We start from the raw sequence: 25,958 nt of genomic DNA, 5'->3' as shown, positions 1-25,958 counted from the left end.
CTTCAAAGGCGGCAACCGGCAGTACACCTGAACAGAATCAGAGACCGCAACCGGGAGCCGGGGAGCGAAGCTCCCCACCGGGGGGTTCCGGGGGGTCGCCCCCCGGACTGGCACAGCGGGCCCCGGCGAAGCCGACCAAAGGTCGGCGAGCAGGCGAAGCCGCCTCGGCTCCCGCGATTGGACTCGAACCAATAACCTGCCGGTTAACAGCCGGCTGCTCTGCCGATTGAGCTACGCGGGATCGTGCGTCCGCCGGTGCCTGGCGGCCCCTGGCGGCGGGTCTAGGTTAGCGCATGTCCGGGGCTGTTCGCGCACGCGCGGGGATTGAGGCGGCGAGGGCGGGTATAGGGGGTGTCACGATTCCGCCGTCAGTAGGAGTTGGACATGAAGGCTCGCACGATGTTCATAGCAGGCGCCGCGGTCGGCTACGTCTTCGGGACGAAGGCCGGGCGCGAGCGGTACGAGCAGATCAAGCAGCTCTCCAAGCAGGTGTCGGAGAACCCGAACGTGCAGGAGGCGGCCGGGAAGATCCGGTCGAAGGGTGAGACGTTCGCCGGGGCCGCGCGGGACAAGGCGGGGCACCTGAAGGACCGGGTGCCCGAGCAGGTCACGGGCGGCCGCAAGGAGGAGCAGCCGTACCCCGGCTAGAGGCCGGTCTGACGGCGCAGGTCTTCGAGGACCTGTTCGGCCTGGGCCCGCAGGCCCGGGTCGGACGGGTCCAGCCCGGCGTCGAAGACGAACGTCCAGCGTACATCGCCGCCGGCTGCGGGGCGCCGGCCGGCGATGCGCACCTTCCCGCCTCCGGGGAGGGTCGCGTGGTGGGTGACGGCGATGGTGGCGGTGACGCGCTCCCGGACGGTCTCGGGCACCGAGCCGGGGTCGGTGAGGCGGACGTGGTGCTCGGCGCCGCCGGAGGTCTCCTTGACGTGCAGCCAGCCGTCCTTCCAGGTGGCGTGGTCGACGCGCTCCCAGGGGATGCGGGTGAAGCCGCCCGAGGGGGTCGGCACGTGCAGGGCGAGGAGGGTGGCGGTGACGTACGAGCCGCCGCGGGTGGGGGCCGCCGCGAGGACGCGTTCGCCGCGTTCCAGCGCGAGTTCGTCGCGGACCGCGGCGGGCAGGGGACCCCGGTTCAGGCGCATGCCCCCACGGTAGGCGATCAGGCCGCCTGGGGGGCGCGGCGGGCCCCGAGGAGGTCCAGGACGAGGGCCGCGGACCAGGCGAAGTCGTGGCTGCCGCGGCCGGTGCCGTCGAACGGGTCGAAGAACTCGCGGAAGCCGGACTGGCGGACGAGCCGCATGGTGGAGCCGTAGAGCAGGTCGGCGACGACGGGCAGGTCGTGGCCGAGGGCGCCGTACCAGACGAGCCAGTTGGTGCTGATCCAGGTGGGGCCGCGCCAGTAGCCGGCGCGGTCGAAGGCGGGCGCCTGGATGTCGCAGGTGGGGATGGGGTAGCCGGCGGCGCCGGCGAAGCGGGCCGACAGCAGCAGGTCGACGAGGTTGCGGACGATCGGGGCCGGGAGTTCGGGGTCCAGGAGGGGGCCGAAGGAGCCGGCGGTGATGACGGGGAGCAGGCGGTCGTCGCGCAGGTCGCGGGCGCGGAAGCAGCCGGTGTCGGCGTCCCAGAGGCGGTGCAGGACGGCCTCGTGGACGCGCTCGGCGCGTTCGCGGTGCGGGACGGGGTCGGCGCCGATGATCTCGGCGATGGCGGCGAGGGCGTGCGTGGAGGCCAGGTAGACGGCGTTGACGAGGGGGTCCTCGACCGCGAACGGGTGCGCGTCGCGGAGGTAGCCGGGCCGGTAGGCGGCCTCCCGCATGAGCGCGACGAGCCGCACGTAGCGGTCGTAGTCCTCGCCGGTCGGCAGGCCGTGGGAGCGCAGGCCGGGGGCGTAGGAGGACGGGGGCAGCGGGAGCGCGCCGAGGGGGCGGTCCCAGGCGGGGCTGTTGTCGAGGCCCGACTCCCAGGGGTGGCAGATGGCGATGAGGCCGCTGGAGTCCAGGTCGCGGCAGCGGGCCAGGTAGCGGTGCTGGGCGGTCAGCATCGGGTACAGGCGGGCCAGGAACGCCCGGCTGCTCTCCCCGTCGACGGCGCACTCGTGCAGGCGCAGGGCGCTGAGTGCGTGCAGCGGCGGCTGGGTGAGGGCGGAGGTGTGCACGCCGTGCGGGGCGTCGGGCTGCCGGTCGCTGCGCCACAGTTCGGGGCCGGGGAAGAAGGCGCGCCGGTCGAGCCGCGTGTTGAACACGATGTGGGGCAGCATCCCGTCCGCCCACTGGCCCCGGAACAGGGAGATCAGCTCGGCTTCGGCGCGGTCGCGGCGGTGGCGGGCCAGGCCCATGCTGATGAAGGCCGAGTCCCAGCTCCACTGGTGCGGGTAGAGGCCGGGCGAGGCGGCGGTGGCGTTGCCCGTCCAGTTCGCGTCGAGGACCCGGGCCGCGGCCTTCCACAGCGCGGTCTCGTCGCCGGTGAGACGGGAGCTCATGTGGTCCAGGTGACCTCCTCCTGGGCGAGAGAAGGGTGCACCCTTGATTGTGGCCCTAGATCGCCGTCACGGCGACCCCTGGGGCGGCGACGGTTGTCTACCGGCCGGGAGGTCGGTCTGTGAACATTTGCGGCGCCGCGGCCCGGGCCAGGAGCCAGTGCGCGATCTCCTCGCCGGCGGCGACGCCCCGCGCTGCGGTGACGGCGGTGGCGGGGGCCGTCCAGCCGGTTTCGTGCAGTTCCCCGTGGGCGGGGCGGATCGACAGGTCGGCGGCCTCCAGCAGCTCGGCGTCCAGGAGCGCGTCGCCGGCGGCGAGCATGGTGGAGGCGCCGGCGCGGCGGGCGACCTCCTCGGCGGCGGCGGCCTTGGTCAGGCCCGCGGGCAGGCAGTAGACCTTGCGGCCCTGGAGGGACGTCCGCCAGCCGCGTTCGGCGCACCATCCGGTGAGGTCCTCGACCCAGCCGGACGGCAGCGCGGCCTTGTCCACGACCGTGTAGGCGAACAGGTCGGACGCGGTGCGCCGCTTGAGGACGAAGTCGCCGCCGTTGGTCGCGAGGCGCCGCTGGACGTCCGCGAGCGGGGCGCATCCGTCGGCGATCCGGGTCCGGACGGACGCCGCCCAATCCGGGTCGTCCTCGCCGTCCACCAGGATGTGGCCGCCGTTCGCGCAGATGGCGTACGGGGGCGGCTTCTCCAGGAGGTGGACGCGTCGATACTGCTCGGGGGTGCGCGTCGTCGTCGGGACGAACGTGGAGGCCGTCGCGAGTGCCTCCAGGGTGCGCGCGGTCGTCTCGGTCATGTAGGAGAGCGGCGCGCCCTGGTAGAACTCCACGCACAGTAGGCGCGGCATGGTCTCGTCTGGGCCCTCCAAGGCGAAGGCCGCAGTCGAGTAGATGAGCGTGCGGTCCAGGTCGGAGCACACCAGGACGGTCACTGCACGGCCCCCTTGCCGAACCGGGGATGGATGAAACCCATGCACGCGTAGGGGAACCGTCCGGGCTCGACCTCATGGACGGGCACGCCGCGTTCGCGGGCGAGCAGCCTGATGTGGGTGACTTCCGGCCCAGCGTCGGCCCGCACGAGCACCTTCCACGGGACGCGGCGCAGCAGCACTCGCGTGGTCTCGCCGATCCCCGGTTTGACGAGGTTCAGGTCGTCGATGCCCTCCGCCTCGGCGCTGCGCCGGACGGCCTCCCATCCCGACCAGTCGGGCGCGCGGTCGGCGGCGCGGAGCTCCGGCAGGTCCTTCGCGACGCGTTCGGCCACGTGCCCGAAGCGCGCGCAGACCGCGTCGAGGAAGACGCGCGACACGTCGTCGCCGGCCAGTTCGGCGTAGAACTTCGCGCCGTGGAAGTCGCCGGGCCCGATGAGGGAGTCGTTCAGGACCGTCCGGCTCACCAGGCCCGACACGGTCGAGTTGAGGCAGGCGGACGGGATCAGGAAGTCGTCCCGGGTGCCGTACAGGGACGTGCACCGGCCCGGGTCCGCCAGGACGGCGAGATCGGAGGGGGACGGGTGCTCCGCCAGGGCGGCGGTCAGTTCCTTGGTGATGGCGCCCTTGCCCGTCCAGCCGTCCACGAACATCACGGACGCCGGGTCGTGGTGCTCGGCGAGATACCGCAGCGCGACCGTGTCGATGCCCCGGCCGCGGACGATGCTGACCGCGTAGTGCGGGACGTCCAGGCCGTGCGCGTACCGGGCCCAGCGGCGCATCAGGATGCCGACGGGCGTCCCGGCCCGCGCCAGCGACACCAGGACGGCGTCCGGGCCGCGCTCGGCGAGGATCATCTCGGTGACCAGCCCGGTGGCGTAGGCGAGCCGCTCGGCGGACGCCTCCAGCGCGTCGTGGAACAGGCGCCGGTACTCAGGGCCCGGCTGGTACTCGACCGGAAGCGACTCGGCGTAGTGCGCCCGTCCCGACTGGATCGCCGCCTCACGTTCCTCGGTGGGCGCTTCGAGCCGTGCGCCGGACAGGTCTTTGAGCAGCCAGGCGACGTCTTCCCTGGGGTAGCTGCCGAACTCGGGCCCGTAAAGCGGCTTCACGACGCTCTCCTGTAGGACGGGACGGTGGCGACCGTCACGGGGGCTAGCGCGCGAAGCCGTTCCAGCAGGCCGCTGGCGAGCGCCGGGGTGTCGCCGACGTCGTCCACCACGAACACGATCCTGTCGAAGCGGCGTTGACCGGCCCCAGGGGCGACGTTGTAGGCGTACCGCTCCCCCGGCCCGTCGGCGGGGTCGTCATGGGAGGGGAACACCAGGCGGGTCCTGATGGCGTAACCGGGGTCATCGACGGCCAGGACAGGGGAACGCGTCGTCGTGGAGTAGCGGACGTCCACGTCCGGCCGGGCATCGGCGAGCGCCTCCGCGAGGCGCAGCGGCGCGTACATCAGCTCCTCGAATCCAAGGACGAGGACACGGGAGGCTTCTTCGCCGAGGTTGCCCCAGAGGACGTCGCCCATCCGGGCCAGTTCCTTCTCCAGCCGCGTCCGGTGCTCGGGCAGGAAACCGTGGCGTCCGCCGTCCGGCAGTGCGGCAGGCCATTCCAGCTCGACCCGGGAGACTCCGAACGCCGATCCTCCCTCGGGGATGAAGGGCGGTGACGGTATCCCGGCGACGAGTGCCTTGCCCGCCTCAAGGACGCCCTCCGGAAGCCCGACCCGTCCCTCGGCCAGAGCCACCGCGTCTATGCGGGCACCCAGCCGGACGGCGAGATCGTCCATCCGGGCCCGGTCGTCGGGGTCTCGCAAGTCGACCAGGGCCGCCAGTACGTAGTGGCTCCTGGGACGGACGGCATGCAGGGCCTCGATGGTGTTCAGCACCGTCCGGCCCGTCGAGAGCTCGTCGTCCACCAGAACCATCGGTACGTCGCGATCGAGCGGGGCGGTGTCGGCGGGGAGCAGCAGATGGCTCGTGGCGTGGCTGTGCTCTTCTTCGAATCCGCCGTAGGTGGCGAACCCCTCGACGGGACGCCGTGTGGAGTGCAGGTAGTACGCGCCGCCCAGAGCGTCCGCCACCGAATGCCCCAGGGCCGTGGCGGTCTCGGCGTAACCCAGCACGATCGCGTCCACAGGGTTCTGGGGAGTGCGCACGAGGTCACGTAGCCCGGCGGCGGCGTTCGGCTCGCCCCGCAGCCCGTCCAGGAGGAGCGAACCAGGGCGGGACGGCTCGCCGCCCCGCAGGCGCGCGCGCACAAGCTCGCCCAGCAGCAGCCCCGACCCGTACACCAGGCGCGGATCGGTCGGCACGTGCTTGCCCAGCACTGCGGACACCAGCAGATGCGCGCGCTTCGGATTGCGGCGCACGGCGAGCCCCACGAGCGACGAGAGCCCGGCACCCGCCGGCCGCGCGCCGTCCACGAGGCGGACGCCCAGACGCGAACCCACCCAGGAACCCGTCACCGGCTGTCCGCCGCTTCGAGAAGCTCGACGAACGTGACGCCTTCCGCGGCCACCCCGAACACCTGGGCGCGCAGCATCAGCCGCTGTGCCCACGCGCGGTGCGGCTTGGCCTCGTTCATCTTGTTCGCGTACGAGCTGGCCATCGCGCCGCCCCCGGTGACGCCCAGGATGTCGGCCGCGTCGCTGTACTCCTCGTGCGTCACCACCGACAGGGCGTGGACGGCGGCCACATGGCTCGGATGGATGACGGTCTTGCCGGTGAGCCCGTTGGCCTTGTCCAGGTGCACCTCACGGATCAGCCCGTCCAGATCGGAGGTGATGAGCCGCTGCCGCAGCGGGGCGGCGCTCTGCCGTTCGAACGGCGACTGCCGCAGCTGCGGCTTGAACATCCGCTCCCCCTGCGAGAAGTACTCCCACACGGGGCCGGTCACCACGTGGCCGGTGCCGTCGGCGCGGCCGAGGATGTTGACCACGTCGCAGATCACGCCCGCGACGGGCCGGATGTCGTAGATCGTCAGGTCGGGCGGGCGCCGCAGCCCGTACGCGGCGGACATGTCGGTCGCCCCCAGCCGGACGGCGAGGACCCGGGACCGGTGCTTGGCGAGGAGCCGCGCCACGTCGTGCAGCATCTCCGCGCGCGTCTCGGCGTAGACGGCCTCCGGGCTCTCGATCACCGGCATGGCGAGCAGCCGGCGCCCGGAGCGGTCGGCCGCGTCCTCCAGCGCGTCCAGGAACGCTCCACCGCCGGACGCGGTGAACTTCGGCAGGACGAACCCGGTGACGAGCTCCGCCGCGTCGCCGAGCCGGCCGACCAGGTCGCCGATCTGCCGGGGGTCGCGGACGCGGACGAACAGCAGGGGGACCTCCGCGCCGTCCGGTGCGGAGCGGGCGTGCAGAGCCCGCAGGTGCGCCACGAGGTTGGCCTCCCCGGCCTCGACCTCGTCGTCGGCGATCGCGTCCTCCAGGCACACCACCATGCTCATCACGCCGCGCCCCGCCGCGCGCTCGACGTCGGCGGCGAGGGCCGGGCGGGTGGCCGGGCAGTACAGGGTCGCGCCGAGCGCGACCGCCAGCACGTCCGGATCGTCGTGCCGGCCGAACGGGCGCGGGTGCCGGTAGAACAGGTGCTTGCGACGCGCGGCGTCAATATGGTCGAAATGCCGCATTTACCCCTCGTCAGACGGTGCTCTCGACAGGGGGCGAGGGGGGCCGCCCCCGGGCGGACTGGCCGCGCCGGATCACTGGTGTCCGGAGCACAGGTGTCCGGGTCACAGGTGGGTCGCCACGGCCGGGAGCAGCTGCTGGAACGTGCGGCCGGTGGCGGTCGCCCCGATCGCCGTCATCGACCAGCCCTGCCCGTCCCGCGACACCTTGGCCATGATCTGCGCGTTGTGCTGCCCGGCGCCGCTCAGCTCGTAGCGCGCGATCTCCTCGCCGGTGCTCTCGTCCACCAGCCGGCAGAACGCGCCCGCGATCTGGGAGAAGTCCTGGCCGGTGAACGAGTTCACCGTGAACACCAGCTGGGCGACGCCCGCCGGAACGCTCTGCAGGTCGACGTTGATGACCTCGTCGTCTCCCTCGCCCTCGCCGGTGAGGTTGTCGCCGGTGTGCTGGACGGAGCCGTCCTTGCTGCGCAGCTGCCGGAACCACACCTGGTCGGCGAGGTCGCCGGACGCGTCGAACAGCAGGCACGAGGCGTCCAGGTCGATGGACTGCGCCTTGCCCTTGCCGAACAGCCCCTTCTTGACCACGGCGTCCCAGCCGAGGCCCATCCTGACCCTCGTCAGGGTGCCGCCGCCCGGCTTGGCCAGCGAGACCTTCTGCCCCTTCTGCAGCGATATGGACATCGTTCGGCTCCTCCAGTGATCGATGTGTGTCGCGGGGTTCCGGGTACGCGTGGCGCGGGTCAGACCTGGCTGGAGTGCAGCGGCCGCCCGCCGCCCGCCGCCGAGTCGGGAGAGTCCCCGCCCTGGTTGCGGTTGCGGACGACGGAGCTGGCGAACGCGGCGATGATCAGCCCGGCGCCGAGCCCGCCGGTGATCCACTCGGGGACGTGGTGGCCGATGCTCACCAGCATGCAGACCGCGAGGGCGCCGATCGCCCAGTGCGCGCCGTGCTCCAGGTAGACGTACTCGTGCAGCGTGCCCTTGCGGACCAGGAACACTGTCAGCGACCGGATGTACATGGCGCCGATGCCGAGGCCCAGCGCGATGACGATCGGGTCGGTGCTGATCGCGAAGGCGCCGATGACGCCGTCGAAGCTGAACGAGGCGTCCAGCACCTCCAGGTACAGGAAGAGGAAGAAGCCCGCCTTGCCGGTGGCGAGGGCCAGGGAGCTCGGCCCGCTCCGCCCGCCGCTCTTCCCGGCTTCCGCGCCGTCCTCCTCGTCCTCGTCGTCGTCCTCGCTCGCCTCGGAGAACAGCTCCCCGAGCCCGTTGACCAGGATGTAGGTCACCATCCCGAGCACGCCGGCGATCATGACGCTGCCCGGGTCGGAGGCCGACAGCCACGCCACGAGCGCCAGCGAGCCGCCCGCCACGACGACCGACAGCTGGTCCAGCTTGCCGATGCGGGCGAGCGGCCGCTCCAGCCACGGCAGCCACTTGTCGGCGCGCTCCTCGAACACGAAGTCCAGGAACAGCATCATCAGGAACATGCCGCCGAACGCCGCGATCATCGGGTAGGCGTCGTTCATCAGCTGGTGGTAGCGGTGCGAGTCGTTGAGGGCGAGGTCGAACGCCTCGACCGGGCTCAGCTTGGCCGTGATCCCCACGATCAGCAGGGGGAAGACCAGCCGCATGCCGAACACCGCGATCGCGATGCCGACGGTGAGGAAGATCTTCTGCCAGAAGGCGCTCATGCGGTCGAGCACCTTGGCGTTCACGACGGCGTTGTCGAACGACAGCGAGACCTCGAGGACGGCCAGTACGGCGACCAGGGCGAGCCCGGTCGGCCCGTCGTAGAGCAGGGCGAGGAGCAGGCCGACGACCGTGACGCCGAAGGACCACCCGAAGGTGCGAAGAATCATGCGCGTATTTCTGCTAGGAAGGGCGGCCGGGCGGAGCGGCCGGGGTGCGGGGGCGCCGGCGGTCAGCCGACGTTGACGCCGAAGTCCATCGCGATGCCCGCCAGACCGGAGGCGTACCCCTGGCCGACGGCCCTGAACTTCCATTCGCCGTTGTGGCGGTAAAGCTCACCGAAGACCATGGCCGTCTCGGTGGAGGCGTCCTCGGTGAGGTCGAAGCGCGCGAGCTCGTTGCCGTCGTTCCGGTTGACGATCCGGATGAAGGCGTTGCGGACCTGCCCGAAGCTCTGCTGCCGGTTGTCGGCGTCGTAGATCGAGACCGGGAACACGATGCGCTCGCACTCGGCCGGCACCGAGGTGAGGTCGACGTTGATCGACTCGTCGTCGCCCTCGCCCTCGCCGGTCAGGTTGTCGCCGGTGTGCTCCACCGAGCCGTCCGGGCTGCGCAGGTTGTTGAAGAAGACGAAGTGCTGGTCCGACATGACCTTGCCGGTGCTCGCCAGCATCAGCGCGGAGGCGTCCAGGTCGAAGTCGGCGCCGGTGGTGGCGCGCACGTCCCAGCCGAGGCCGACGGTGACCGCGGTGAGGTTCGGCGCGGCCTTCGTCAGCGAGACGTTGCCGCCCTTGGCGAGTGAGACCCCCATGTGCGGGCTGCTCCCTTCCTGTCCAGACTGCTCGGACTGTTCAGATGTTGACGCCGAAGTCGGCCGCGATGCCGGCCAGTCCCGACGCGTACCCCTGGCCCACCGCCCTGAACTTCCATTCCGTCCCGTTGCGGTACAGCTCACCGAAGACCATGGCGGTCTCCATGGACGCGTCCTCGGTCAGGTCGTAGCGCGCCATCTCCGCACCGTCGGCCTGGTTCAGCACCCGGATGAAGGCGTTGCGGACCTGCCCGAAGTTCTGCCCGCGGCTGTCGGCGTCGTAGATCGACACGGCGAACGCGACCCGTTCGGCCGTGGCGGGCATCGCGCCGAAGTTGACCTTGAGCTGCTCGTCGTCGCCCTCGCCCGCGCCGGTGGTGTTGTCGCCGGTGTGCTCGACCGCGCCGTCCGGCGTGCGCAGATTGTTGAAGAAGACGAAGTGCTGGTCCGTAATGATCTTTCCGGAGGCGTCCAGGACCATGGCGGAGGCGTCGAGGTCGAAATCGGTCCCGGTCGTCGTGCGCAGGTCCCAGCCGAGACCGACGGTCACCGCGGACAGGCCGGGGGCCTGCTTGGTGAGCGAGACGTTGCCGCCTTTGCTCAGGCTGACGGGCACGATGAGCCTCCAAGATCGCATGCCGGATCGGACGCCGAACGGGCGCCCAGCCTTATCGACGTTGCAGCGATGCTATCCGTTCCATCCTTTATGAAGGGATGGCGACAATCTTTGTGATTCGGTCGCCACCCCGCCGTCGCCGCGCACCCGCCCGCCTTCCCGCGTGGACGAAACCCGGGCCGGTTGCGCCAGACTGGGGGGCGGACGAAGGGAGGCTGCGTTGCGGGGACCGGGCGACCAGCGCCGCCGGGGCGGCCGCGGGGCACAGGCGGCGGCCGGGGCCGTCGAGGCGCGGGAGGCGGCCGCGGCCGCCTTCTACGACATGGACCAGGCGCAGAAGTACATCGACGGCCGCGTCACCGTGTTCGAGGACCTGGACGCCAAGGCGGCCGAGCCCGCCCGCCGGGAGTTCACCCGGCTCGCCGAGGCCGCCGACGCCGCCTCGGTGGCCTACATCTCCGTCCTGGACGCCCACGACCTCGATGACCGGGACCGGTCACCGGCCGAGTACGACGCCGCGCGGCGCGCGTTCGTCGCCTCCACCGAGCGGCTCCAGAAGATCACCGGGGACCTCAACGGCTTCGCCGAGCGCCTCGCCCCGCGGATGGCCCGGCTGGAGTCCGCGCTCGACCAGCTCCCGCCCCGCCTCACCGCCGCCCGCGACGCCGTGGCCGCCGCGGACGCCGCCGTGTCCGCGGCCAGGGCCGCCGGGATGGACGCCGCCGACCCGGAGCAGGAGCTGGACCGCGCCAAGCAGGTCCTGGCGCAGCTCGGTTCCCAGGGGCTCGGCGGGTTCGGCCTCGACGGCGCCATCCGCGCGGCCGACGAGGTCCGCGAGATCGCCGAGCGGGCGCGGGAGGCGGCCGCGGAGCTGCCCCGGCAGGCGCAGAAGGTCCGCGACTCGCTCTCCTCCGTCCGGACGCGCGCCGACGCCGTCGCGAACCGCGCGGCGGGCGTCCGGGAGGCGATGCGCGTCCTCGTGCGCGGCTACTCGCAGGCGTGCTGGCAGGACCTCAAGGGCGCCCCCGAGTCGATCGAGGCGGCCGTCACCCGGGCCCGCGAGCGGCTGAACGAGGCGTCCGCGCACGCGGGCCGCTCCGAGTGGAAGCGGGCGCAGCAGGCGCTCACCGCCGCGCGCACCGAGCTGAACGCGGCCGACCGCCGCGCCGGGCAGGTCACCGGGCGGGTGGAGGAGCTGAGAGCGGTCGCCGAGGACCCGGCCGGGCCCGTCGAGGGCGTCCGGTTCGCGGTGCGCGACGCCCAGCGGCTCGCCATGGCGCAGCCGGGCGGCGCCCCGCCCCAGCATGCCCGCGTGCTCGACTCCCTCGTCGAGCGGCTGGAAAGGGCGCCGCAGCGGCTCACGGGCGCCCACCCCGACTACTGGGCCTACCTGCAGGAGCTGGAGTCCATCAGGACGGCCGCCGGCGACGTGGTGGCGCGGATCCGCTCGGAGCGGGCCGGGCAGGGCTAGCCCGCGGCCCGTCAGGCGAAGAGGGTGTCGCCCCAGTAACCGCCCTTGCGGACGCCGGGCGGGCACGCGTAGACGCCCGACCCGACGTGCTGGATGTACTCGTTCAGAGCGTCGGTGGCCAGCGAGTTCTGCACGCGGATGAACCCCGTCCGCGGGTCGCGCTGGAACGCGATGAAGAACAGGCCCGCGTCCAGCCGGCCGAGGCCGTCCGACCCGTCGGTGAACGAGTAGCCCCGCCGCAGGATGCGCGTCCCCTGGTTGGAGTCGGGGTGGGCGAGCCGCACGTGCGCGTCCGGCTTCATCTGGGACAGGACGGGCTTGTCGCGCTCCTTCCGCAGCCCGGCCGGCGCGCCCTCGCCCTTGTTCCGCCCGAAGACGTCCTCCTGCTCGCGCAGTGACGTGCGGTCCCAGGTCTCGATGTGCATCCGGATGCGGCGGGCGACGAGGTAGGAGCCGCCCGCCATCCAGTCGGCCCCGTCGCCCCCGGCCGCCCACACGTGGCGGTCGAGCAGGTCCGCCTCGGTTCCGGCGATGTTCTCGGTGCCGTCCTTGAACCCGAACAGGTTGCGCGGGGTCTGCGCGTCCGGCGTCGTCGAGGACGTCTTGCCGAAGCCGAGCTGGGACCACCGGACCGCGACCACCCCGAACCCGATGCGCGCCAGGTTCCGGACGGCGTGCACCGCGACCTGCGGGTCGTCCGCGCAGGCCTGGACGGCGATGTCGCCGCCGCTGCGGGCCGGGTCGAGGTTGTCGCCGGGGAAGTGCGGCAGGTCGACCAGCGCGGCGGGACGGCGCGCCCTGAGGCCGAACCGGTCCTTGCCGTCCTTCTCGAACAGCGACGGGCCGAAGCCGATCGTCAGCGTGAGCCGGGACGGCGGCAGCCCGAGCGCCTCGCCGGTGTCGTCGGGCGGCGCGACCGAGGGGCCGCCGACCGCGCCGTCGCCGACCGGCCGGCCGGCGGTCATGGCGGCGGCCGCGGCCGTCCACTCCTTCAGCATCCGCACGAGCCGGTCGCGGTCGCCCGTCGTCACGTCGAAGGCCGCGAAGTGCAGCCGGTCCTGCACGGGGGTGGCGATGCCCGCCTGGTGCGCGCCGTGGAAGGCGATCGCGTCACCCGCGTCGTCGTCCTCCTCCGCGGAGGCGACCCGGTCCAGACCGGCCCCGGCGGCGGCCCCGACGAGCAGGCTCGCGCCGGAGAACCCCAGCATCCGCCGCCGGGACATGCCCGGCCGCTCCTGCGTCCCTTCGCCCGTCATGCCGCTGCCGTTCCTCTCGTCCGGATCACTTGGCGACGGCGGCGGCGAGCTTGGACAGGGGCTCGCCCAGCGCGTTCACCGCGTCGGCCAGCTCCTTGCGCTCGTCCTCGCCGACCTTGTCGTAGGACACGTAGCCGTCGCCCTTCTCGTGCTTCTTCAGCAGCGCCTCGACGCCCGCGAAGTTGTCGTCGAGGTCCTTGGCGAGCTGCGCGTCGTGCTCCTGGACGACCGGCTTGAGCAGCTCGTAGATCTTCCTGGCGCCGTCCACGTTGGCCTTGAAGTCGACGAGGTCGGTGTGGCTGAACGCCTCCTCCTCGCCGGTGACCTTGCCGGTGGCGACCTCGTCCAGCAGCTCCTTCGCGCCGCCCGCCATGTCGTTGACGGGGTCCAGCGTGAGGCCGGGCAGCCGCGACTTCAGCGTGCCGAGGTCGGCCAGCAGCTGGTCGCCGTACTTCTCCTTGCCCTTGACCGAGCCGTCCTTCCAGAGGGCCTTCTCCAGCAGGTGCCAGCCGGACCAGTCCTTCTTCTCCTCCGGCTTGAGGTCGGCCTCGCGCGCGTCGACCTTGGGGTCGAGGTCGCCGAACTTCTCGGCGACGGGCTCGATCGTCTCCCAGCCGACGCGGGACGGCGCGTACAGCTCCTTGGCCTTCTCGACGTCGCCGGCCTTCACCGCGTCCACGAACTTCCGCGTCTTGGCGATCGTGTCGTCGGTCTGGACGATGACGAAGGCCTTGTAGTCGGCCGCGGCCTTGCTCAGGCGCGGGTCCGCGCCGCCGGCGGCGGCGCCGCCGGTGACCGTGACGTCCTGGGACGGCCCCTTGCCGGTCTGCCCGGCGCTGCACAGCAGCTTGTACGTGCCCGCGGGCAGGTTCACGACGAAGTCGACGCTGGTGCCGGGGCCGATGTTCTCCCGCTCGGCGAGGATCTTGCCGTCCGGCTTGAGCACCTCGAACTCGTTGACCTTGGAGCCCTTGTTGGCGACCTTGAAGGTGGTCTTGCCCGCGGGGAGGTCGGTCTTGGCGACCTCGCAGGCGTCGTCGGTGGCCGTCACGGCCACGGCGCCCGCCGCGCCCGCCTCGTCCCCGTCACCGCCGCACGCCGTCAGAAGGGACATCGACACCGCGGCGGCGCCGGCGAGCGCGAGGACGGACACAGGACGCATCAGGGTCTCCAGGAGCGTGCAAATGGTTAGGCTTACCTAAATTAGCGAAAGCTAACCTCAGCACGTCAAGTGGGGTCGGAGACAGTGAGTCATCCCACGCCGCGCCGCCTCGTTCCGGGCGGACCGGCGGAGCCGCTCAGCGCGGCCGGTCGTGCAGCCCCATCGTGAGGTTGCGGGCGGCCATCGGCGGGCCGCCGGCCTGCGGGTCGCCGTACGGGGGCAGGTGCCCCGGGTGCTGCGGGCGCTGCTGGTGCTGGGGCGCCTGCTCGCGCTGCTGCGCCGCCGGCTCCGCCCAGACGGCCGTCCCGTACGCGCACACCTCGACGCCGCCGCCGATCAGGGCGGTGTCGAAACGCATGCCCACCACCGTGTTCGCGCCCTTGCGGCGGGCCTCCTCGCCGAGCCGGTCCACCGCCTCGCGGCGCGCCGCGGCCAGGCCCGCGCCCGGCTGCTCCCCCGTCACCCGGAACGTCGCGCTGCTCCCGCCCTGCCCGGGCGCGTGGACCGCGCCCTGATCGGCCCGGACGGCCAGCCCGAGGACCTCTCCGAGCACGCTCCTGATCTCGTACCCCGCCACGCCATCAGTCGTCACGATCAGCATGGTCACCACGGTAGGACACCATCCGGACGAAATGCGACGTAACGGCGGTAACGCGTATCTCTTCGCACCGCCGGACGCCGCGCCGGGCGCAGCGCGCCGGCCCTGCGGCGGCCGTCCTCCCGGCGGACGGCCGGGAGGACGGCCCGCCGTCCGGGCCGCGCCTCAGTCCAGGTACTCGCGGAGCATCTGGGCCCGGGACGGGTGGCGCAGCTTCGCCAGCGTCTTGGACTCGATCTGGCGGATCCGCTCCCTCGTCACGCCGAACTCGCGCCCCACCTCCTCCAGGGTGCGCGGGTGGCCGTCGACCAGGCCGAAGCGCAGCTGGATGATGCGCTGCTCCCGTTCCGACAGCGTGGCGAGGATGTCCTCCAGCTGGTCCTGCAGCAGGAGGAAGGCCGCCGCCTCCATCGGCACGACCGCGTCGGCGTCCTCGATGAAGTCGCCGAGGTCGGAGTCCTCCTCGCCGATCGGCGACTGCAGCGAGACCGGTTCCTGCGCGATGCGCTGGATCTCCACGACCCGGACGGGCGACAGGCCCATCTCCAGGCCGATCTCCTCGGGGCTCGGCTCCCGGCCGAGGTCCTGGTGCATCTGGCGCTGCACGCGGACCAGCTTGTTGATCGTCTCCACCATGTGCACCGGGATGCGGATCGTCCGGGCCTGGTCGGCGATCGCCCGGGTGATCGCCTGCCGGATCCACCAGGTGGCGTAGGTCGAGAACTTGAACCCCTTGGTGTAGTCGAATTTCTCGACCGCGCGGATCAGTCCGAGATTTCCCTCCTGGATCAGGTCGAGGAACAGCATTCCCCTGCCGACGTAGCGTTTGGCGATCGAGACGACGAGCCGGAGATTGGCCTCGATCAGCCGTTGCTTCGCCCGCGCCCCTTCGCGGGAGAGCAGTTCGAGGTCGAGCAGTTCGCCGCGGGCGAGGACGGCGGTGCGCGCCATCTTCTCCTCGGCGAACAGTCCCGCCTCGATCGATTTCGCGAGTTCTACCTCATCTTCTGCCGTGAGCAGCGGTACGCGACCGATCTCTCTCAGGTAGATCCGAACCAGGTCGCTCGTCGGCGCCCGCTTGCCGAGGTCTCCCTCATCCGCTCGCGTGACGTCCTCGGTCTCCTGCTGAGAGTCGAGGACGTCCACCCCCTGCTCTGCGAGCATCCGGACGACCCGCTCCAGCGAGTCGTCCGGCAAGTCCGAGCGATCGAGCGCGGCAGCGACGTCCTCGACGGTCACACCGCCGCGCTCTCTGCCGCGTGCGACGAGGTCCGCCACCTGATCAACCGATGGCGCCTCGCTTGGCAGCACCGAAGGGCCCACGCAGACAGTCTGCGTCAAATGGGGCCTAGATCACAGGACCCATTTTCGCGGGACGGACGCCTATTGCGACCCAAGCCCCCGATCCCGCAACACCCGTCTCTGCTGCTCAAGCGCGACAAGATCACCGAAGAGCCGGTTGTACTCCTCGGCCGCCTCGACCGGATTCAGCCGCCCGAGTTTAGATTTCACGCTCGCGATCATGCGGGTGAGCTGGCGCTCCTGAATTCGGGCGAGCAATTCCGCGGCATAGCGGTCGTCCGATTCCTGGGCGGACCGGACCGGCTCCACCCCGAGCTTGGTGAGCAGATCCCTGACCTGGTCGTTCGGCGCCCGCTCCAGAAGGCGGGCGACCCACTCCGGCACGCTCCCCGCCGCGGTGACGCCGCCCGCATCCGCGATCACCGCGCGCACCGCCGTGTGCGGGGGCGCGAGGAACGCCTCGACCGGGAGCTCGTCGAACGCCGGGCCGAGCAGCGCCGGGCGCTGGACCGCCAGTTTCAGCAGCTCGCGCTCGCGCTGGACCTCGGGGTCGGCGGGGTCGAAGGCGGGCCGCCGCGGCGCCTGCGGCTCCGCGTCGCCGCGGCGCCCGTTCTCCGCGGCGGGGCCGTTCGCCCGGCCGTCGCCGTTCTGGGGGCGCCCGTGCCCGTTCTGGCCGCGCCCGTTCTGGTTGCGGCCGTTCCCCGCCTGCGCGCGGCCGTGCTGCCGGTTCGCCAGCTCGCGGACGCGGCGCAGCACGAACTGCTCGTCCATGATGCCGAGCCAGCGGTCCAGGTTGACCGCGTACATGTGGCGGCGGGAGCGGTCCTTGATGGCGGCGACGACGGGGGCGGCCGCGTCCAGGGCGCCGAGCCGCCCCTCGACCGTGTCGAGGTCGTGCTGCTCGATCGCGCTGCGCACGGCGAACTCGAACAGGGGCAGCCGGGACGCCACGAGGTCGCGCACCGCCGCGTCGCCGTGCCGGATGCGCAGGTCGCACGGGTCGAGGCCGTCGGGCTGGACGGCCACGAACGTCTGGGACACGAACTTCTGCTCGTCGTCGAAGGCGCGCAGCGCCGCCTTGCGCCCGGCCGCGTCGCCGTCGAAGGTGAAGATCACCTCGCCGCGGAACTCGTCCTGGTCCATCAGCAGGCGGCGCAGGACCTTGATGTGCTCGTCGCCGAACGCCGTGCCGCAGGTGGCGATGGCCGTCGGGACGCCCGCCAGGTGGCAGGCCATCACGTCGGTGTAGCCCTCGACCACCACGGCCTGCCGCCGCCGGGCGATCTCCTTCTTGGCGAGGTCGGCCCCGTACAGCACCGAGCTCTTGTGGAACAGCGGCGACTCGGGGGTGTTCAGGTACTTGGGGCCGTCGTCGTCCTCGAAGAGCCGCCGCGCGCCGAACCCGATGACGTCGCCGGACAGGTCGCGGATCGGCCACATCAGCCGGCCGCGGAACCGGTCCATCGGGCCGCGCCGCCCCTCCTTGGCCAGGCCGCCGGCGACGATGTCGCGGTCGGCGAAGCCGCGCCCGCGCAGGTGCCTGACGAGGCCCTCCCACTCGCGGGGCGCGAAGCCGACCCCGAAGCGCTCGGCGTCGGCGGCCTCGAAGCCGCGCTCGGACAGGAACGTGCGGCCGGGCGCGCCGGCGGCGGAGTTCAGCTGCTCGGCGTAGTACTCGGCGGCCGCCCGGTGGGCCTCGACCAGCCGGGCGCGCTGCCCGCCGTCCTGGCGGGGGCCGCGCCCGCCGCCCTCCTCGTAGCGCAGCTGGATCCCGGCCTGGGCGGCGAGCCGCTCCACCGACTCGGTGAAGGTCAGGTGCTCGATCTCCTGGACGAACTTGATGACGTCGCCGCCCGCCTCGCAGCCGAAGCAGAAGTACAGCCCGCGCGAGGGCGTCACGTTGAACGACGGGGACTTCTCGTCGTGGAAGGGGCACAGGCCCTTGAGATTGCCGCCGCCCGCGCTGCGCAGCTGCAGGTACTCGCCGATCACGTCGGCGATGGACGAGCGCTCCCGTACGAGTGCGATGTCCTCATTGCGAATCCGGCCTGCCACGACCAAGGAGTCTACGGCGGGCTTGCGACATCGAGAGCATCGCGCCGCGACGGGCATGGGTGCGCCCCCGGCCCCGCGCGGGCCGCGGGGCCGGGGGCGCCTGTAGATCAGCCCATCCGGAAGCGGCCGAAGAGCCGGTACATGAACTCCGTGCCCTGCTTGAGGGCCTCGACGGCGATGCGCTCGTCGTTGCCGTGCATCGCGATCAATTGGTCGTTGTCGACGACGTAGGGGTAGACGCCGTAACCGGGGACGCCCTTGGAGGTCCACGGCGCCAGGCTCGTCCCGGCCTCGAAGAGGGCGGGCGCGAAGACCGCGTCCGGATAGGTCGCGGCGGCCGCGGCGCCGATGGCCTCGTACAGCGGCGAGTCCAGCCTGGACGGCGGCTTGGCCCAGGTCTCGTCCAGCCTCCTGAGGGCGTCCTCCTCCGACTCCCCCGGGTTGCCCGCGAGCGTGACGGTCACCTCGCGGCCGGCGAGGCGCCGCCGGATCGCGGCCAGGAAGTCGCGCGGCCGCTGGCCGCCGGGGACGCCCCGGCAGTTGACGCGCAGCGTGGCCTTGGACGGGATGACGTTCTCCTTGTAGCCCGCGTCCTCGATCACGAAGGCGTGCGTCGTGCGGAGGAGGGCCTGGTGCAGCCACGGGTAGGAGCTGCGCTTGACGACGAGCGCGGCCGCCCGCTCACGGGCCTGCTGGGACCGCGCGGACAGCAGCAGCCGCAGCGCCCGTTCGAACGGGCGGTCGTCGGTGGCCTTGGCGAGCGCGCCGAAGTACTCCCGCGTCACGGGGGTGAGCGCGACCGGCGCGAGCCAGGCGTCGAGGTCGGCGACGGCGCGGGAGAGCCGGGCGATGGCCGAGTCGGGATTGGGCTTGGAGGAGTGGGTGGCGGTGCCGCCGGCGGCGAGGTCGAGGTTGAAGTAGACCTTGTCCTGGCGCGTCACCGTGATGAGCATCGGCGTCCGCCGGTCCTTCTGGGCGAGGAACCAGCCGCCCTCGGTGAGCACCATGCCGGCGTTGACCTTGTCCCAGTGGTGCTCGGCGAGCCAGTGGGAGCCGTACTGCCCGGCCTCCTCGTCGCAGTCGGTGAGGACGATGATGTCGCGGTCGAACCTCGCGCCCTCCTTGACGTGCCGGAGCAGGGCGCTGATGTTGGCGGAGTTGGCGCCCTTCATGTCCAGGGCGCCGCGGCCGTAGACCTCGCCGTCGCGGACGGTCCCGGCGAACGGGTCGACCGACCATTTGTCACGTTCCACCGGGACTACGTCGGAATGTCCGAGCAGGAGCAGCGGCGGCGCCGCGGTGCCGCCCTCGATCCGGGCGACGAGGTGGACGTTGTCCTTCTTCGGCGTGGGGATGATCTCCGCGGGGACCCCCGCGGAGTCCCAGACGGCCTTGAGCATCTCGGCGTGGGGCCGGGTGACGCCGCCCTCCCCGAAGTTCTGGGTGTCGAACGACAGCATCTTCTTCAGCAGGGCCAGCGGGTCGAGGTCGGCGGGCGCGGGCCTGCGGGCGGGGCCGGCGAGGGCGGACCGGCCGGCCGGCGCCGCGGCGGCGGTGCCGCCGGCGAGCACGCCGCCCGCGAGCAGGACGGCGCCCGCGCCGGTGCGGTGCAGGAAGGTTCGGCGGGTGACGGGGGGTGGGGAGTCGGGCATGGGAGCTCCTCCTTCGAACCCTGGACGGGCTTCGTGATCAAAGGTGACACGGCGGGCCGCCGATCTCCAGGGCGGCGGCCCGCCGGACCCCCGGCACGGCGCCGAACAGGTCGAAGTCGGGAACATCCAGCAATGCCGGGAATATACGATCCGGTGGCCGGACTCGGACGGATTAACGGCGGGTAACCCTGGTTTTACTCTGGACAATGTGGACCGCGCCGCGATGAGATGGCCCACCGTAGATTTGCCCACCCCCAGGCGGACTCGATGACGGATGTTGTGCTGGACGGCGTCGACAAGGTGTATCCCGGCGGGCAGGTGGCGGTCCGCGACGTCCGCCTGCGCATCAGCGACGGGGAGCTCTTCGTCCTGCTCGGACCGTCCGGCTGCGGCAAGTCGACCATCCTGCGCATGATCGCCGGGCTGGAGGAGATCACCGGCGGGGACCTGTGGCTGAACGGCACCGTCGCCAACGACCTGCCGCCGCGCGAACGGAACGTGGCGATGGTCTTCCAGGAGGGCGCGCTCTACCCGCACCGCACGGTCAAGGGCAACATGATGTTCCCGCTGGAGGTGTCCGGGGACGACCGCGCCGAGGCGTCCGCGAAGGTCGTCGAGCTGGCGCGCGCGCTCGGCATCAACACGATGATCGACCGGCTGCCGCGCACGCTGTCGGGGGGCCAGCGGCAGCGGGCCGCGATCGGCCGGGCGCTGATCCGCGAGCCGTCGCTGTTCCTGATGGACGAGCCGCTGTCGAGCCTGGACGCGGGCCTGCGCGCGGAGCTGCGCGTGGAGATCGCCGCGCTGGTGCGCTCCAGCCGCACCACCACCGTCTACGTCACGCACGACCAGGTCGAGGCCATGACGATGGCCGACCGGATGGCCGTGCTGCGCGACGGCGTCCTGGAGGACGTCGGCACCCCCGAGCAGATCTACGAGGACCCGGCGACCGTGTTCGTGGCCGCGTTCCTCAGCTCCCCTCCGATCAACCTGCTGCAGGCCACCCTGTGGGCGGTCGAGGGCCAGGGGCTGATGCTCGACCTCGGACCGCAGCGGCTCACGCTGCCCTGGAACGACCCGCGGGCGTCCGCGCTGATCAGCCACCAGGGCCGGCCCGTGATCGTCGGGATCCGCCCCGACACGATGATGCCGATCGCCCCGGGCTCGCCCGCCCCGGCCGGGACCGTCCTGTCCGGGCAGGTCCGCGCGCTGGAGTTCCACGGCCACGAGTGGCTCGCCTACGCCGAGGCCGGCATCCCCACGGTGGACGCGAACGAGGTCGGCCGGCCCGAGCGGCCGCAGGCCCCCGCGGCGGAGCGGCCCGGGCTGCGCGATCGGGTCCGGGCGCTGTTCGGCAGGCCGGCCGAGGCGCAGGAGCCGGTCGAGGAGCACGCGGGCCACCACCGGCGGTCCGACCTCGTCTTCCGCATCGCGCCCGGCGGGCGGCCCGACCGGGGCGACCGCGTCGCGCTGGCGGTCGACCTGGACCGGATCCTGTTCTTCGGCGCGGACGGCCGGCGCATCACGCCCGTCCACCGCTAGTCACGAGCGGCCGCGCAGGACGCCGGCGAGCCGGCGCATCCCCTCGTCGATCTCGGGCGGCGTCACGGCGCCGTACCCGAAGACCAGGCCCGCGCCGGGCGGCCCGGTCACGGCGAACTCCGACAGCGCGAACAGCCCGACGCCCTCGGTGAGCGCCCTCGCGGCGACGGCGGCGTCGTCCGCGCCGTCCCGGAACACCGCGCTCAGATGCAGCCCCGCCTCGGACGGGACGAGGTCGAGCCGGTCCCCCGGCAGCCCGGCCACCCGCTCGGCGACGCGCTCGTGCCGCGCCCGGTACTCGCGGCGGGACCTGCGGATGTGGCGGGCGAGCAGGCCCTCGTCGATGAACCGGGCGAGGGCCGCCTGCGCGGGCAGTTCGGCATGCCAGGACGAGACGTAGCGCGCCATGCGGAACGCGTGGTGCAGCGACGGCGGCGCCACCAGGAACCCCAGGCGCAGCACCGGCCGCATGATCTTGGAGAAGGTGCCGGTGTACAGGACGCGGCCGTCCTCGTCGAGGCTCTGCAGCGGCTCGACGGGCCGCCCGCCGTACCGGTACTCGGTGTCGTAGTCGTCCTCGACGATCACCACGTCCCGCCGCCGCGCCCAGTCGAGCAGCGCCCTGCGGCGCGGCAGCGACATCGGCATGCCGAGCGGGAACTGGTGCGAGGGCGTGACGTAGACGGCCCGCGCGTCGCCGGGCAGCGCGTCCACCCGGAGCCCCTCGGCGTCGACCGGCACGCCGCGCACCCGCATCCCGGCCGCGGCGAGGAGCATCCGCACGGGCGGGTACCCGGGGTCCTCCACGGCGACCACGTCGCCCGGTTCCAGCAGGACCCGGACGATGAGGTCGAGGGCCTGCTGGACGCCGGACGTGACGACGACGTCGGCCCCGCTCGCCCGCACCGACCGCGAGACGCCCACGTGGCGGGCGACGGCCTCGCGCAGGGCGGGCAGCCCCGCCGGGTCGGCCGCCGAGGCGGGATCGGCCAGCGCCGACGGCCGCAGCAGCCCCGACATGATCCGCCGCCATGCCTCGTAGGGGAACAGCCGCACGTCGGGCAGCCCAGCGCGGAAGTCCCACCGGATCCCGGGCATCGGCGCCGGCCAGGCGGACACCCCGGCCCACACGCCGCGCGGGCGCAGCGGCGAGGCGGCGGGCGCGCCCCGCGCGGCGGACCCGGTCTCCCGGACGAACGTCCCCGCGCCGACCCGGCTCGTCAGGAACCCCTCGGCCGCGAGCCGGTCGTAGGCGACGCCGACCGTGTTGCGGGAGATCGCCAGGCGCCGGGCCAGCTCGCGCGTCGGCGGCAGCGCCTCCCCCGCGCGCAGCCGGCCGTCCAGGATCGCGGCGCGCAGCTGGCCGTAGATCTGCCCGGCGAGGTCGCGGCGCCCCACCAGGCTCACGTGGAGGTCCACGGCGCCGAGCCTAAATCGGCTCAGTCATTATGCGCAATTTTGGACCTGTACCTGGGCCTCTGCGCGTCCCTAGCGTGGCGGTATGGACCTGCTCAACGAACTCCTCACCACCGATTTCCGGCCACTCGACCGGAAAGCGGCCGATCTCTACCTGTCCCTCGTCGCGCAGGTGAAGCCGGACGCGCTGCGGCTGCCGACGCCGTGCCCCGACTGGACGCTGCACGGCCTGCTGCGCCACCAGGTGAGCCAGGACGAGGGCTTCGCGGCCGCCGCCCGGGGCGAGGGCGCGCGGCTGTCCGCGTGGCGCGGCGGCGACCTCGGCGACGACCCCCTCGCCGCGGCGCGGGCCTCCGCCGACCTCGTGACGAGGGCGTTCGCGGAGGCGGCCCCGGACGCCGAACTCGTCCTCCCCGAGATCCGCGACGGCGGCGCCTTCCCCGCGGCGCTGGCGATCAGCTTCCACTTCGTCGACCTCGTCGTGCACGCCTGGGACGTCGCCGCCTCGATCGGAGCCGCCTGGGAGCCCTCCGGCGACCTCGTGGAGGCGTCCCTCAAGGTGGCCGCCATCGTCCCCGAGGACGGCCGGGGGCCCGGCGACTCGTTCGCCCCGGCCGTCCCCTCCCCGGCCGGCGCGGAGTCGCGGGACCGCCTGCTCACCCTCCTCGGCCGGGACCCCTCATGGCGCTCCTGAGGACCGCGTGGCGCGGCGGGCCGGTCCGGGCGACGGGCCCGGTCCTCGTCAGCGTCACCGATTTCACCTGCGCGCGTCCGCTCGACCTGCCGAGGGCCTTCCACGCGGGCATGGCGCTGCGCCGGTCGTGGCCCGACCTGGAGGGGGCCGTCGGCCTGTGGCTGTGGACCGACCTCCGCCGGCGCAGGTGCGGCTCCGTCTCGGTCTGGACCGGCGACGCCGCGCTGCGCGGCTTCGTTGCCTGGCCGCCGCACGTCGCCGTCATGCGCAGGTTCCGGCGGCGCGGGACGATCCGCGCCGACACCTGGTGGGCGGACGCCTTCGAGCCGGCCGAGACGTGGGCGCGCGCGGAGCGCGTCCTCGCTCAGGCCGGGGCGGGAGCGGCCTCGCAGGTCAGCGACGCCTCCCGGTAGAAGCCGATCTTCACCTTGATCTGCCGCTGCTGCGCGCGCAGGATGGCGATCTGCTCCTCGACCCGGCGGTCGTGCTCCTGCAGCAGGTCGAGCCGCTCCTGGACGGTCTCGCCGCCGCCGCGGGCCAGCTCGGAGTAGCGCAGCATCTCGGCGATCGGCATGCCGGTGCCGCGCAGGCAGCGCAGCATCCCGAGCCACTGCAGGTCGTCGTCGGAGAACACGCGCCGTCCCGACGCGTTCCGCGCGATCCCGGACAGCAGCCCGATCTTCTCGTAGTAACGCAGCGTGTCGATGCTGAAACCGCTCTTCTCGGCGGTCTCGGCGGGAGAGTAGGAGCTCACGCACTCCAGGATCGCACCTGGAGCGCACTCCAGGTCAACGTCCGGCCGGTCCGCGCGCTTGACCTGGAGTGCGCTCCAGGTCGCAGAGTGGGAAGGAGAGGCTTACACCACGAGGCACGCGAAGGACTCGCCATGCGCATTGGACTCCAGGTTCCGAGCTTCACCTTTCCCGGAGGGCCGGAGCAGATCGGCCCCACGTTCGGCCGCGTCGCCCGCGAGGCGGACCAGGGCGGGCTGCACTCGCTCTGGGTGATGGACCACTTCTTCCAGATCGGCGCCGTGGGACGGCCGGAGGAGCCCATGCTGGAGGGCTACTCCGCGCTCGCGTACGCGGCGGCGCTGACGGAGCGGATCACGCTCGGGACGATGGTCACCGGCGTCACCTACCGGCACCCCGGCGTGCTGGTCAAGACCGTGACCACGCTGGACGTCCTGTCGGGCGGGCGCGCGTGGCTCGGCGTCGGCGCGGCCTGGAACGACGAGGAGTCGCGCGGCCTCGGCATCCCGTTCCCGCCGACCGCGGAGCGGTTCGAGCGGCTGGAGGAGACGCTGCGGATCGCCCACCGGATGTGGGACGGCGACGAGTCGCCGTTCGAGGGCGAGCACTACAGGCTGGAGCGCCCGCTCAACTCGCCGCCCGCGCTGCGGCGCCCCCACCCGCCGATCCTCGTCGGCGGGGGCGGGGAGAAGAAGACGCTGCGGTTCGTCGCGAAGTACGCCGACGCCTGCAACCTCTTCGACGGCGACGAGCTGCCCCGCAAGCTGGAGGTCCTGAAGGAGCACTGCGAGCGCGAGGGCCGCGACTACGCCGAGATCGAGAAGACCTCGCTGACCTTCTTCACCGGGACACCCTCGGTCGGCGCCGCCGTCGACACCGTCGGGCGGCTCGCCGAGCGGGGCGTCGACCAGGTGATCTTCTCGCAGGGCACCGGCCAGGACCTGGCGGGCATCCTCGCCGAGGCCCTGGCCCAGACCGAGAAGATCGTCCCAGCGGGGCGGTGAGGCCCGGCTCAGATCCCGCGCAGGGACGTGAGCTTCGCGGGGTTGAGGACACGGCGGACGGCGGTGACGCGGCCGCCCTCGACCTCCACGGTGTCGACCCCGGCCGCCCGGCCGTCCCGCCGCACCAGCAGCTCGCGGCGCCCGTTGACCTCCGCGAACTCCAGCCGCAGCAGGTTGCGGGCGCCGACGCGCAGCAGCACGGTCGCCACCCGCTCCGCCCCGGCGATGACCTTGCGGGCGGCGAAGACCTGCCCGCCGCCGTCGGTGGTGTAGACGGCGTCCGGGTCCAGCAGCGCGAGCAGCGCGGCCTCGTCGCCGCGCTCGTAGGCGGACCGGAAGGCCGCGAGCACCCGGTCGCGCTCGGCCGCCGGGGCCGGGCGGGACGGCAGCGCAGCTGCGATCTTGCGGCGGGCGCGGGACGCGAGCTGCCGGCACGCGGCGGCCGACCTGCCGAGCACGCCGGCGATCTGCTCGTAGGGCACCTCGAACGCCTGGTGCAGGACGAACGCCACGCGCTCCGGCGGCGACAGCTCCTCCATGACCAGCAGCATCGCGGTCCCGGCCGTCTCGTCCATCAGCACCGGCTCGGCGGCGTCCGGCCCGGTCAGCAGCGGCTCGGGCAGCCACGGCCCCACGTACTCCACGCGCCGCGCGCGGGCCGAGCCCAGCACGTCGTACGCGCGGCGCGCGGCCACCGTGAGGAGCCAGGCGCGCAGGTCGCGGACGTCGTCCAGCGGTTCCCGGGCGGAGGCGCGCAGCCACACGTCCTGGGTGATGTCCTCGGCGTCGGCGACGCTCCCGGTGATCCGGTACGCGGCGCCGAACACCGCCGGCCGGTGCTCGGCCCATTCATCGTCGAGTCGGCTCACGCCCGCTCCGTGCCTCGGCTGTGCCT

25 protein-coding genes and 1 tRNA gene are annotated in these 25,958 nt (G+C 72.7%); 6 read left to right on the top strand and 20 right to left on the bottom strand.

The genetic code is table 11. The annotated features are described in order from the left end of the window. Positions 1–168 precede the first annotated feature (168 nt). A tRNA-Asn gene (locus ABWI04_RS11640) sits at positions 169–241 on the bottom strand. Positions 242–384: 143 nt separating this feature from the next. Here ABWI04_RS11640 and ABWI04_RS11635 point away from each other — a divergent pair. After that, positions 385–648 (top strand): YtxH domain-containing protein, encoded by a 264-nt coding sequence (locus ABWI04_RS11635; RefSeq protein ID WP_353832364.1) that lies wholly within the window; start codon positions 385–387, stop codon positions 646–648. Here the strand turns inward: ABWI04_RS11635 and ABWI04_RS11630 are convergent. The 10 genes from ABWI04_RS11630 to ABWI04_RS11585 all read right to left on the bottom strand — a co-directional run bounded on the left by ABWI04_RS11630 (position 645) and on the right by ABWI04_RS11585 (position 10,159). Next, complete coding sequence (locus tag ABWI04_RS11630) at positions 645–1,139, bottom strand: hypothetical protein (protein WP_345174526.1); 495 nt, start codon at positions 1,137–1,139, stop codon at positions 645–647. The genes ABWI04_RS11635 and ABWI04_RS11630 overlap by 4 nt on opposite strands. Before the next feature lie 17 nt (positions 1,140–1,156). Then, entirely contained in the window at positions 1,157–2,476 is a 1,320-nt protein-coding gene (locus ABWI04_RS11625; protein WP_353832363.1) for an MGH1-like glycoside hydrolase domain-containing protein, read from the bottom strand. Positions 2,477–2,573: 97 nt separating this feature from the next. Beyond that, the gene (locus tag ABWI04_RS11620) at positions 2,574–3,410 is read right to left on the bottom strand and encodes an HAD family hydrolase (protein ID WP_353832362.1); all 837 of its coding nucleotides are present in this window, start codon (positions 3,408–3,410) and stop codon (positions 2,574–2,576) included. Continuing rightward, entirely contained in the window at positions 3,407–4,519 is a 1,113-nt protein-coding gene (locus tag ABWI04_RS11615) for a cysteine protease StiP family protein (RefSeq protein WP_353832361.1), read from the bottom strand. The genes ABWI04_RS11620 and ABWI04_RS11615 overlap by 4 nt, the downstream gene beginning before the upstream one ends. Beyond that, on the bottom strand, positions 4,516–5,859 hold the full coding sequence (locus ABWI04_RS11610) for a phosphoribosyltransferase family protein (RefSeq protein WP_345174518.1): 1,344 nt from the start codon (positions 5,857–5,859) through the stop codon (positions 4,516–4,518). The genes ABWI04_RS11615 and ABWI04_RS11610 overlap by 4 nt, the downstream gene beginning before the upstream one ends. Positions 5,860–5,870: 11 nt before the next feature. Next, entirely contained in the window at positions 5,871–7,040 is a 1,170-nt protein-coding gene (locus tag ABWI04_RS11605) for an HpcH/HpaI aldolase/citrate lyase family protein (protein WP_345174516.1), read from the bottom strand. A gap of 102 nt (positions 7,041–7,142) precedes the next feature. Further along, complete coding sequence (locus tag ABWI04_RS11600) at positions 7,143–7,721, bottom strand: TerD family protein (RefSeq protein ID WP_345174513.1); 579 nt, start codon at positions 7,719–7,721, stop codon at positions 7,143–7,145. Positions 7,722–7,780: 59 nt separating this feature from the next. Continuing rightward, a complete protein-coding gene (locus ABWI04_RS11595; RefSeq protein ID WP_345174512.1) occupies positions 7,781–8,902 on the bottom strand; it encodes a DUF475 domain-containing protein in 1,122 nt (373 codons plus the stop codon). Between the two features lie 62 nt (positions 8,903–8,964). Next, complete coding sequence (locus ABWI04_RS11590) at positions 8,965–9,543, bottom strand: TerD family protein (RefSeq protein ID WP_353832360.1); 579 nt, start codon at positions 9,541–9,543, stop codon at positions 8,965–8,967. A gap of 40 nt (positions 9,544–9,583) precedes the next feature. Continuing rightward, on the bottom strand, positions 9,584–10,159 hold the full coding sequence (locus ABWI04_RS11585) for a TerD family protein (protein ID WP_149257552.1): 576 nt from the start codon (positions 10,157–10,159) through the stop codon (positions 9,584–9,586). 220 nt (positions 10,160–10,379) lie between these two features. Between ABWI04_RS11585 and ABWI04_RS11580 the strand changes: the two genes are divergently transcribed. Continuing rightward, positions 10,380–11,630 (top strand): molecular chaperone DnaJ, encoded by a 1,251-nt coding sequence (locus ABWI04_RS11580; protein WP_345174509.1) that lies wholly within the window; start codon positions 10,380–10,382, stop codon positions 11,628–11,630. An 11-nt stretch (positions 11,631–11,641) separates the two neighbouring features. Here ABWI04_RS11580 and efeB read toward each other — a convergent pair whose 3' ends face one another. From efeB to ABWI04_RS11550, 6 genes are all read right to left on the bottom strand, one after another. Beyond that, complete coding sequence (efeB, locus tag ABWI04_RS11575; RefSeq protein ID WP_345174507.1) at positions 11,642–12,886, bottom strand: iron uptake transporter deferrochelatase/peroxidase subunit; 1,245 nt, start codon at positions 12,884–12,886, stop codon at positions 11,642–11,644. A 25-nt stretch (positions 12,887–12,911) separates the two neighbouring features. Continuing rightward, positions 12,912–14,048, bottom strand: a complete 1,137-nt coding sequence (gene efeO / locus ABWI04_RS11570; protein WP_353832359.1) for an iron uptake system protein EfeO — start codon at positions 14,046–14,048, stop codon at positions 12,912–12,914. A 136-nt stretch (positions 14,049–14,184) separates the two neighbouring features. Continuing rightward, positions 14,185–14,649: a YbjQ family protein gene (locus ABWI04_RS11565; protein ID WP_345174503.1), complete on the bottom strand. Its 465-nt coding sequence runs from the start codon at positions 14,647–14,649 to the stop codon at positions 14,185–14,187. A 162-nt stretch (positions 14,650–14,811) separates the two neighbouring features. After that, positions 14,812–15,957 (bottom strand): RNA polymerase sigma factor RpoD, encoded by a 1,146-nt coding sequence (gene rpoD / locus ABWI04_RS11560; protein WP_360579442.1) that lies wholly within the window; start codon positions 15,955–15,957, stop codon positions 14,812–14,814. A 72-nt stretch (positions 15,958–16,029) separates the two neighbouring features. Beyond that, positions 16,030–18,003 (bottom strand): DNA primase, encoded by a 1,974-nt coding sequence (gene dnaG, locus ABWI04_RS11555; RefSeq protein WP_353832358.1) that lies wholly within the window; start codon positions 18,001–18,003, stop codon positions 16,030–16,032. A 107-nt stretch (positions 18,004–18,110) separates the two neighbouring features. Continuing rightward, positions 18,111–19,655, bottom strand: a complete 1,545-nt coding sequence (locus ABWI04_RS11550) for a M20/M25/M40 family metallo-hydrolase (RefSeq protein ID WP_353832357.1) — start codon at positions 19,653–19,655, stop codon at positions 18,111–18,113. 267 nt (positions 19,656–19,922) lie between these two features. Here ABWI04_RS11550 and ABWI04_RS11545 point away from each other — a divergent pair, with 267 nt between their 5' ends. Continuing rightward, positions 19,923–21,197 carry an ABC transporter ATP-binding protein gene (locus tag ABWI04_RS11545; protein WP_345174494.1) on the top strand — a complete coding sequence of 425 codons (1,275 nt, stop codon included), beginning with the start codon at positions 19,923–19,925 and terminating at the stop codon, positions 21,195–21,197. On the opposite strand, the gene pdxR is transcribed toward ABWI04_RS11545, so the two are convergent. Beyond that, complete coding sequence (gene pdxR / locus ABWI04_RS11540) at positions 21,198–22,616, bottom strand: MocR-like pyridoxine biosynthesis transcription factor PdxR (RefSeq protein WP_353832356.1); 1,419 nt, start codon at positions 22,614–22,616, stop codon at positions 21,198–21,200. Between the two features lie 82 nt (positions 22,617–22,698). Between pdxR and ABWI04_RS11535 the strand changes: the two genes are divergently transcribed. Continuing rightward, complete coding sequence (locus tag ABWI04_RS11535) at positions 22,699–23,307, top strand: TIGR03086 family metal-binding protein (protein WP_353832355.1); 609 nt, start codon at positions 22,699–22,701, stop codon at positions 23,305–23,307. After that, positions 23,295–23,720 (top strand): hypothetical protein, encoded by a 426-nt coding sequence (locus ABWI04_RS11530; protein WP_345174491.1) that lies wholly within the window; start codon positions 23,295–23,297, stop codon positions 23,718–23,720. The genes ABWI04_RS11535 and ABWI04_RS11530 overlap by 13 nt, the downstream gene beginning before the upstream one ends. Here the strand turns inward: ABWI04_RS11530 and ABWI04_RS11525 are convergent. Next, positions 23,672–24,061 carry a MerR family transcriptional regulator gene (locus ABWI04_RS11525; protein WP_345174488.1) on the bottom strand — a complete coding sequence of 130 codons (390 nt, stop codon included), beginning with the start codon at positions 24,059–24,061 and terminating at the stop codon, positions 23,672–23,674. The genes ABWI04_RS11530 and ABWI04_RS11525 overlap by 49 nt on opposite strands. A 132-nt stretch (positions 24,062–24,193) precedes the next feature. Here ABWI04_RS11525 and ABWI04_RS11520 point away from each other — a divergent pair, with 132 nt between their 5' ends. Next, positions 24,194–25,063 carry an LLM class F420-dependent oxidoreductase gene (locus ABWI04_RS11520; RefSeq protein ID WP_353832354.1) on the top strand — a complete coding sequence of 290 codons (870 nt, stop codon included), beginning with the start codon at positions 24,194–24,196 and terminating at the stop codon, positions 25,061–25,063. An 8-nt stretch (positions 25,064–25,071) separates the two neighbouring features. Here ABWI04_RS11520 and sigJ read toward each other — a convergent pair whose 3' ends face one another. After that, the gene (gene sigJ / locus ABWI04_RS11515; RefSeq protein ID WP_353832353.1) at positions 25,072–25,932 is read right to left on the bottom strand and encodes an RNA polymerase sigma factor SigJ; all 861 of its coding nucleotides are present in this window, start codon (positions 25,930–25,932) and stop codon (positions 25,072–25,074) included. Positions 25,933–25,958 lie beyond the last annotated feature (26 nt).

Origin of the sequence: Actinomadura sp. NPDC000929, from assembly GCF_040492065.1 — a bacterium.
Classification (GTDB): Bacteria; Actinomycetota; Actinomycetes; order Streptosporangiales; family Streptosporangiaceae; genus Spirillospora; species Spirillospora verrucosospora.
Note: the sequence above shows the minus strand (reverse complement) of the source record. Positions and strands in the feature narration are given on the sequence as shown.

Coding starts and splice junctions, on each gene's coding strand:
- ABWI04_RS11635 (WP_353832364.1), top strand. CDS start 385: ATGAAGGCTCGCACGATGTTCATAGCAGGCGCCGCGGTCGGCTACGTC.
- ABWI04_RS11630 (WP_345174526.1), bottom strand. CDS start 1,139: ATGCGCCTGAACCGGGGTCCCCTGCCCGCCGCGGTCCGCGACGAACTC.
- ABWI04_RS11625 (WP_353832363.1), bottom strand. CDS start 2,476: ATGAGCTCCCGTCTCACCGGCGACGAGACCGCGCTGTGGAAGGCCGCG.
- ABWI04_RS11605 (WP_345174516.1), bottom strand. CDS start 7,040: ATGCGGCATTTCGACCATATTGACGCCGCGCGTCGCAAGCACCTGTTC.
- ABWI04_RS11600 (WP_345174513.1), bottom strand. CDS start 7,721: ATGTCCATATCGCTGCAGAAGGGGCAGAAGGTCTCGCTGGCCAAGCCG.
- ABWI04_RS11595 (WP_345174512.1), bottom strand. CDS start 8,902: ATGATTCTTCGCACCTTCGGGTGGTCCTTCGGCGTCACGGTCGTCGGC.
- ABWI04_RS11590 (WP_353832360.1), bottom strand. CDS start 9,543: ATGGGGGTCTCACTCGCCAAGGGCGGCAACGTCTCGCTGACGAAGGCC.
- efeB (WP_345174507.1), bottom strand. CDS start 12,886: ATGACGGGCGAAGGGACGCAGGAGCGGCCGGGCATGTCCCGGCGGCGG.
- efeO (WP_353832359.1), bottom strand. CDS start 14,048: ATGCGTCCTGTGTCCGTCCTCGCGCTCGCCGGCGCCGCCGCGGTGTCG.
- ABWI04_RS11565 (WP_345174503.1), bottom strand. CDS start 14,649: ATGCTGATCGTGACGACTGATGGCGTGGCGGGGTACGAGATCAGGAGC.
- ABWI04_RS11550 (WP_353832357.1), bottom strand. CDS start 19,655: ATGCCCGACTCCCCACCCCCCGTCACCCGCCGAACCTTCCTGCACCGC.
- ABWI04_RS11545 (WP_345174494.1), top strand. CDS start 19,923: ATGACGGATGTTGTGCTGGACGGCGTCGACAAGGTGTATCCCGGCGGG.
- ABWI04_RS11535 (WP_353832355.1), top strand. CDS start 22,699: ATGGACCTGCTCAACGAACTCCTCACCACCGATTTCCGGCCACTCGAC.
- ABWI04_RS11530 (WP_345174491.1), top strand. CDS start 23,295: ATGGCGCTCCTGAGGACCGCGTGGCGCGGCGGGCCGGTCCGGGCGACG.
- ABWI04_RS11520 (WP_353832354.1), top strand. CDS start 24,194: ATGCGCATTGGACTCCAGGTTCCGAGCTTCACCTTTCCCGGAGGGCCG.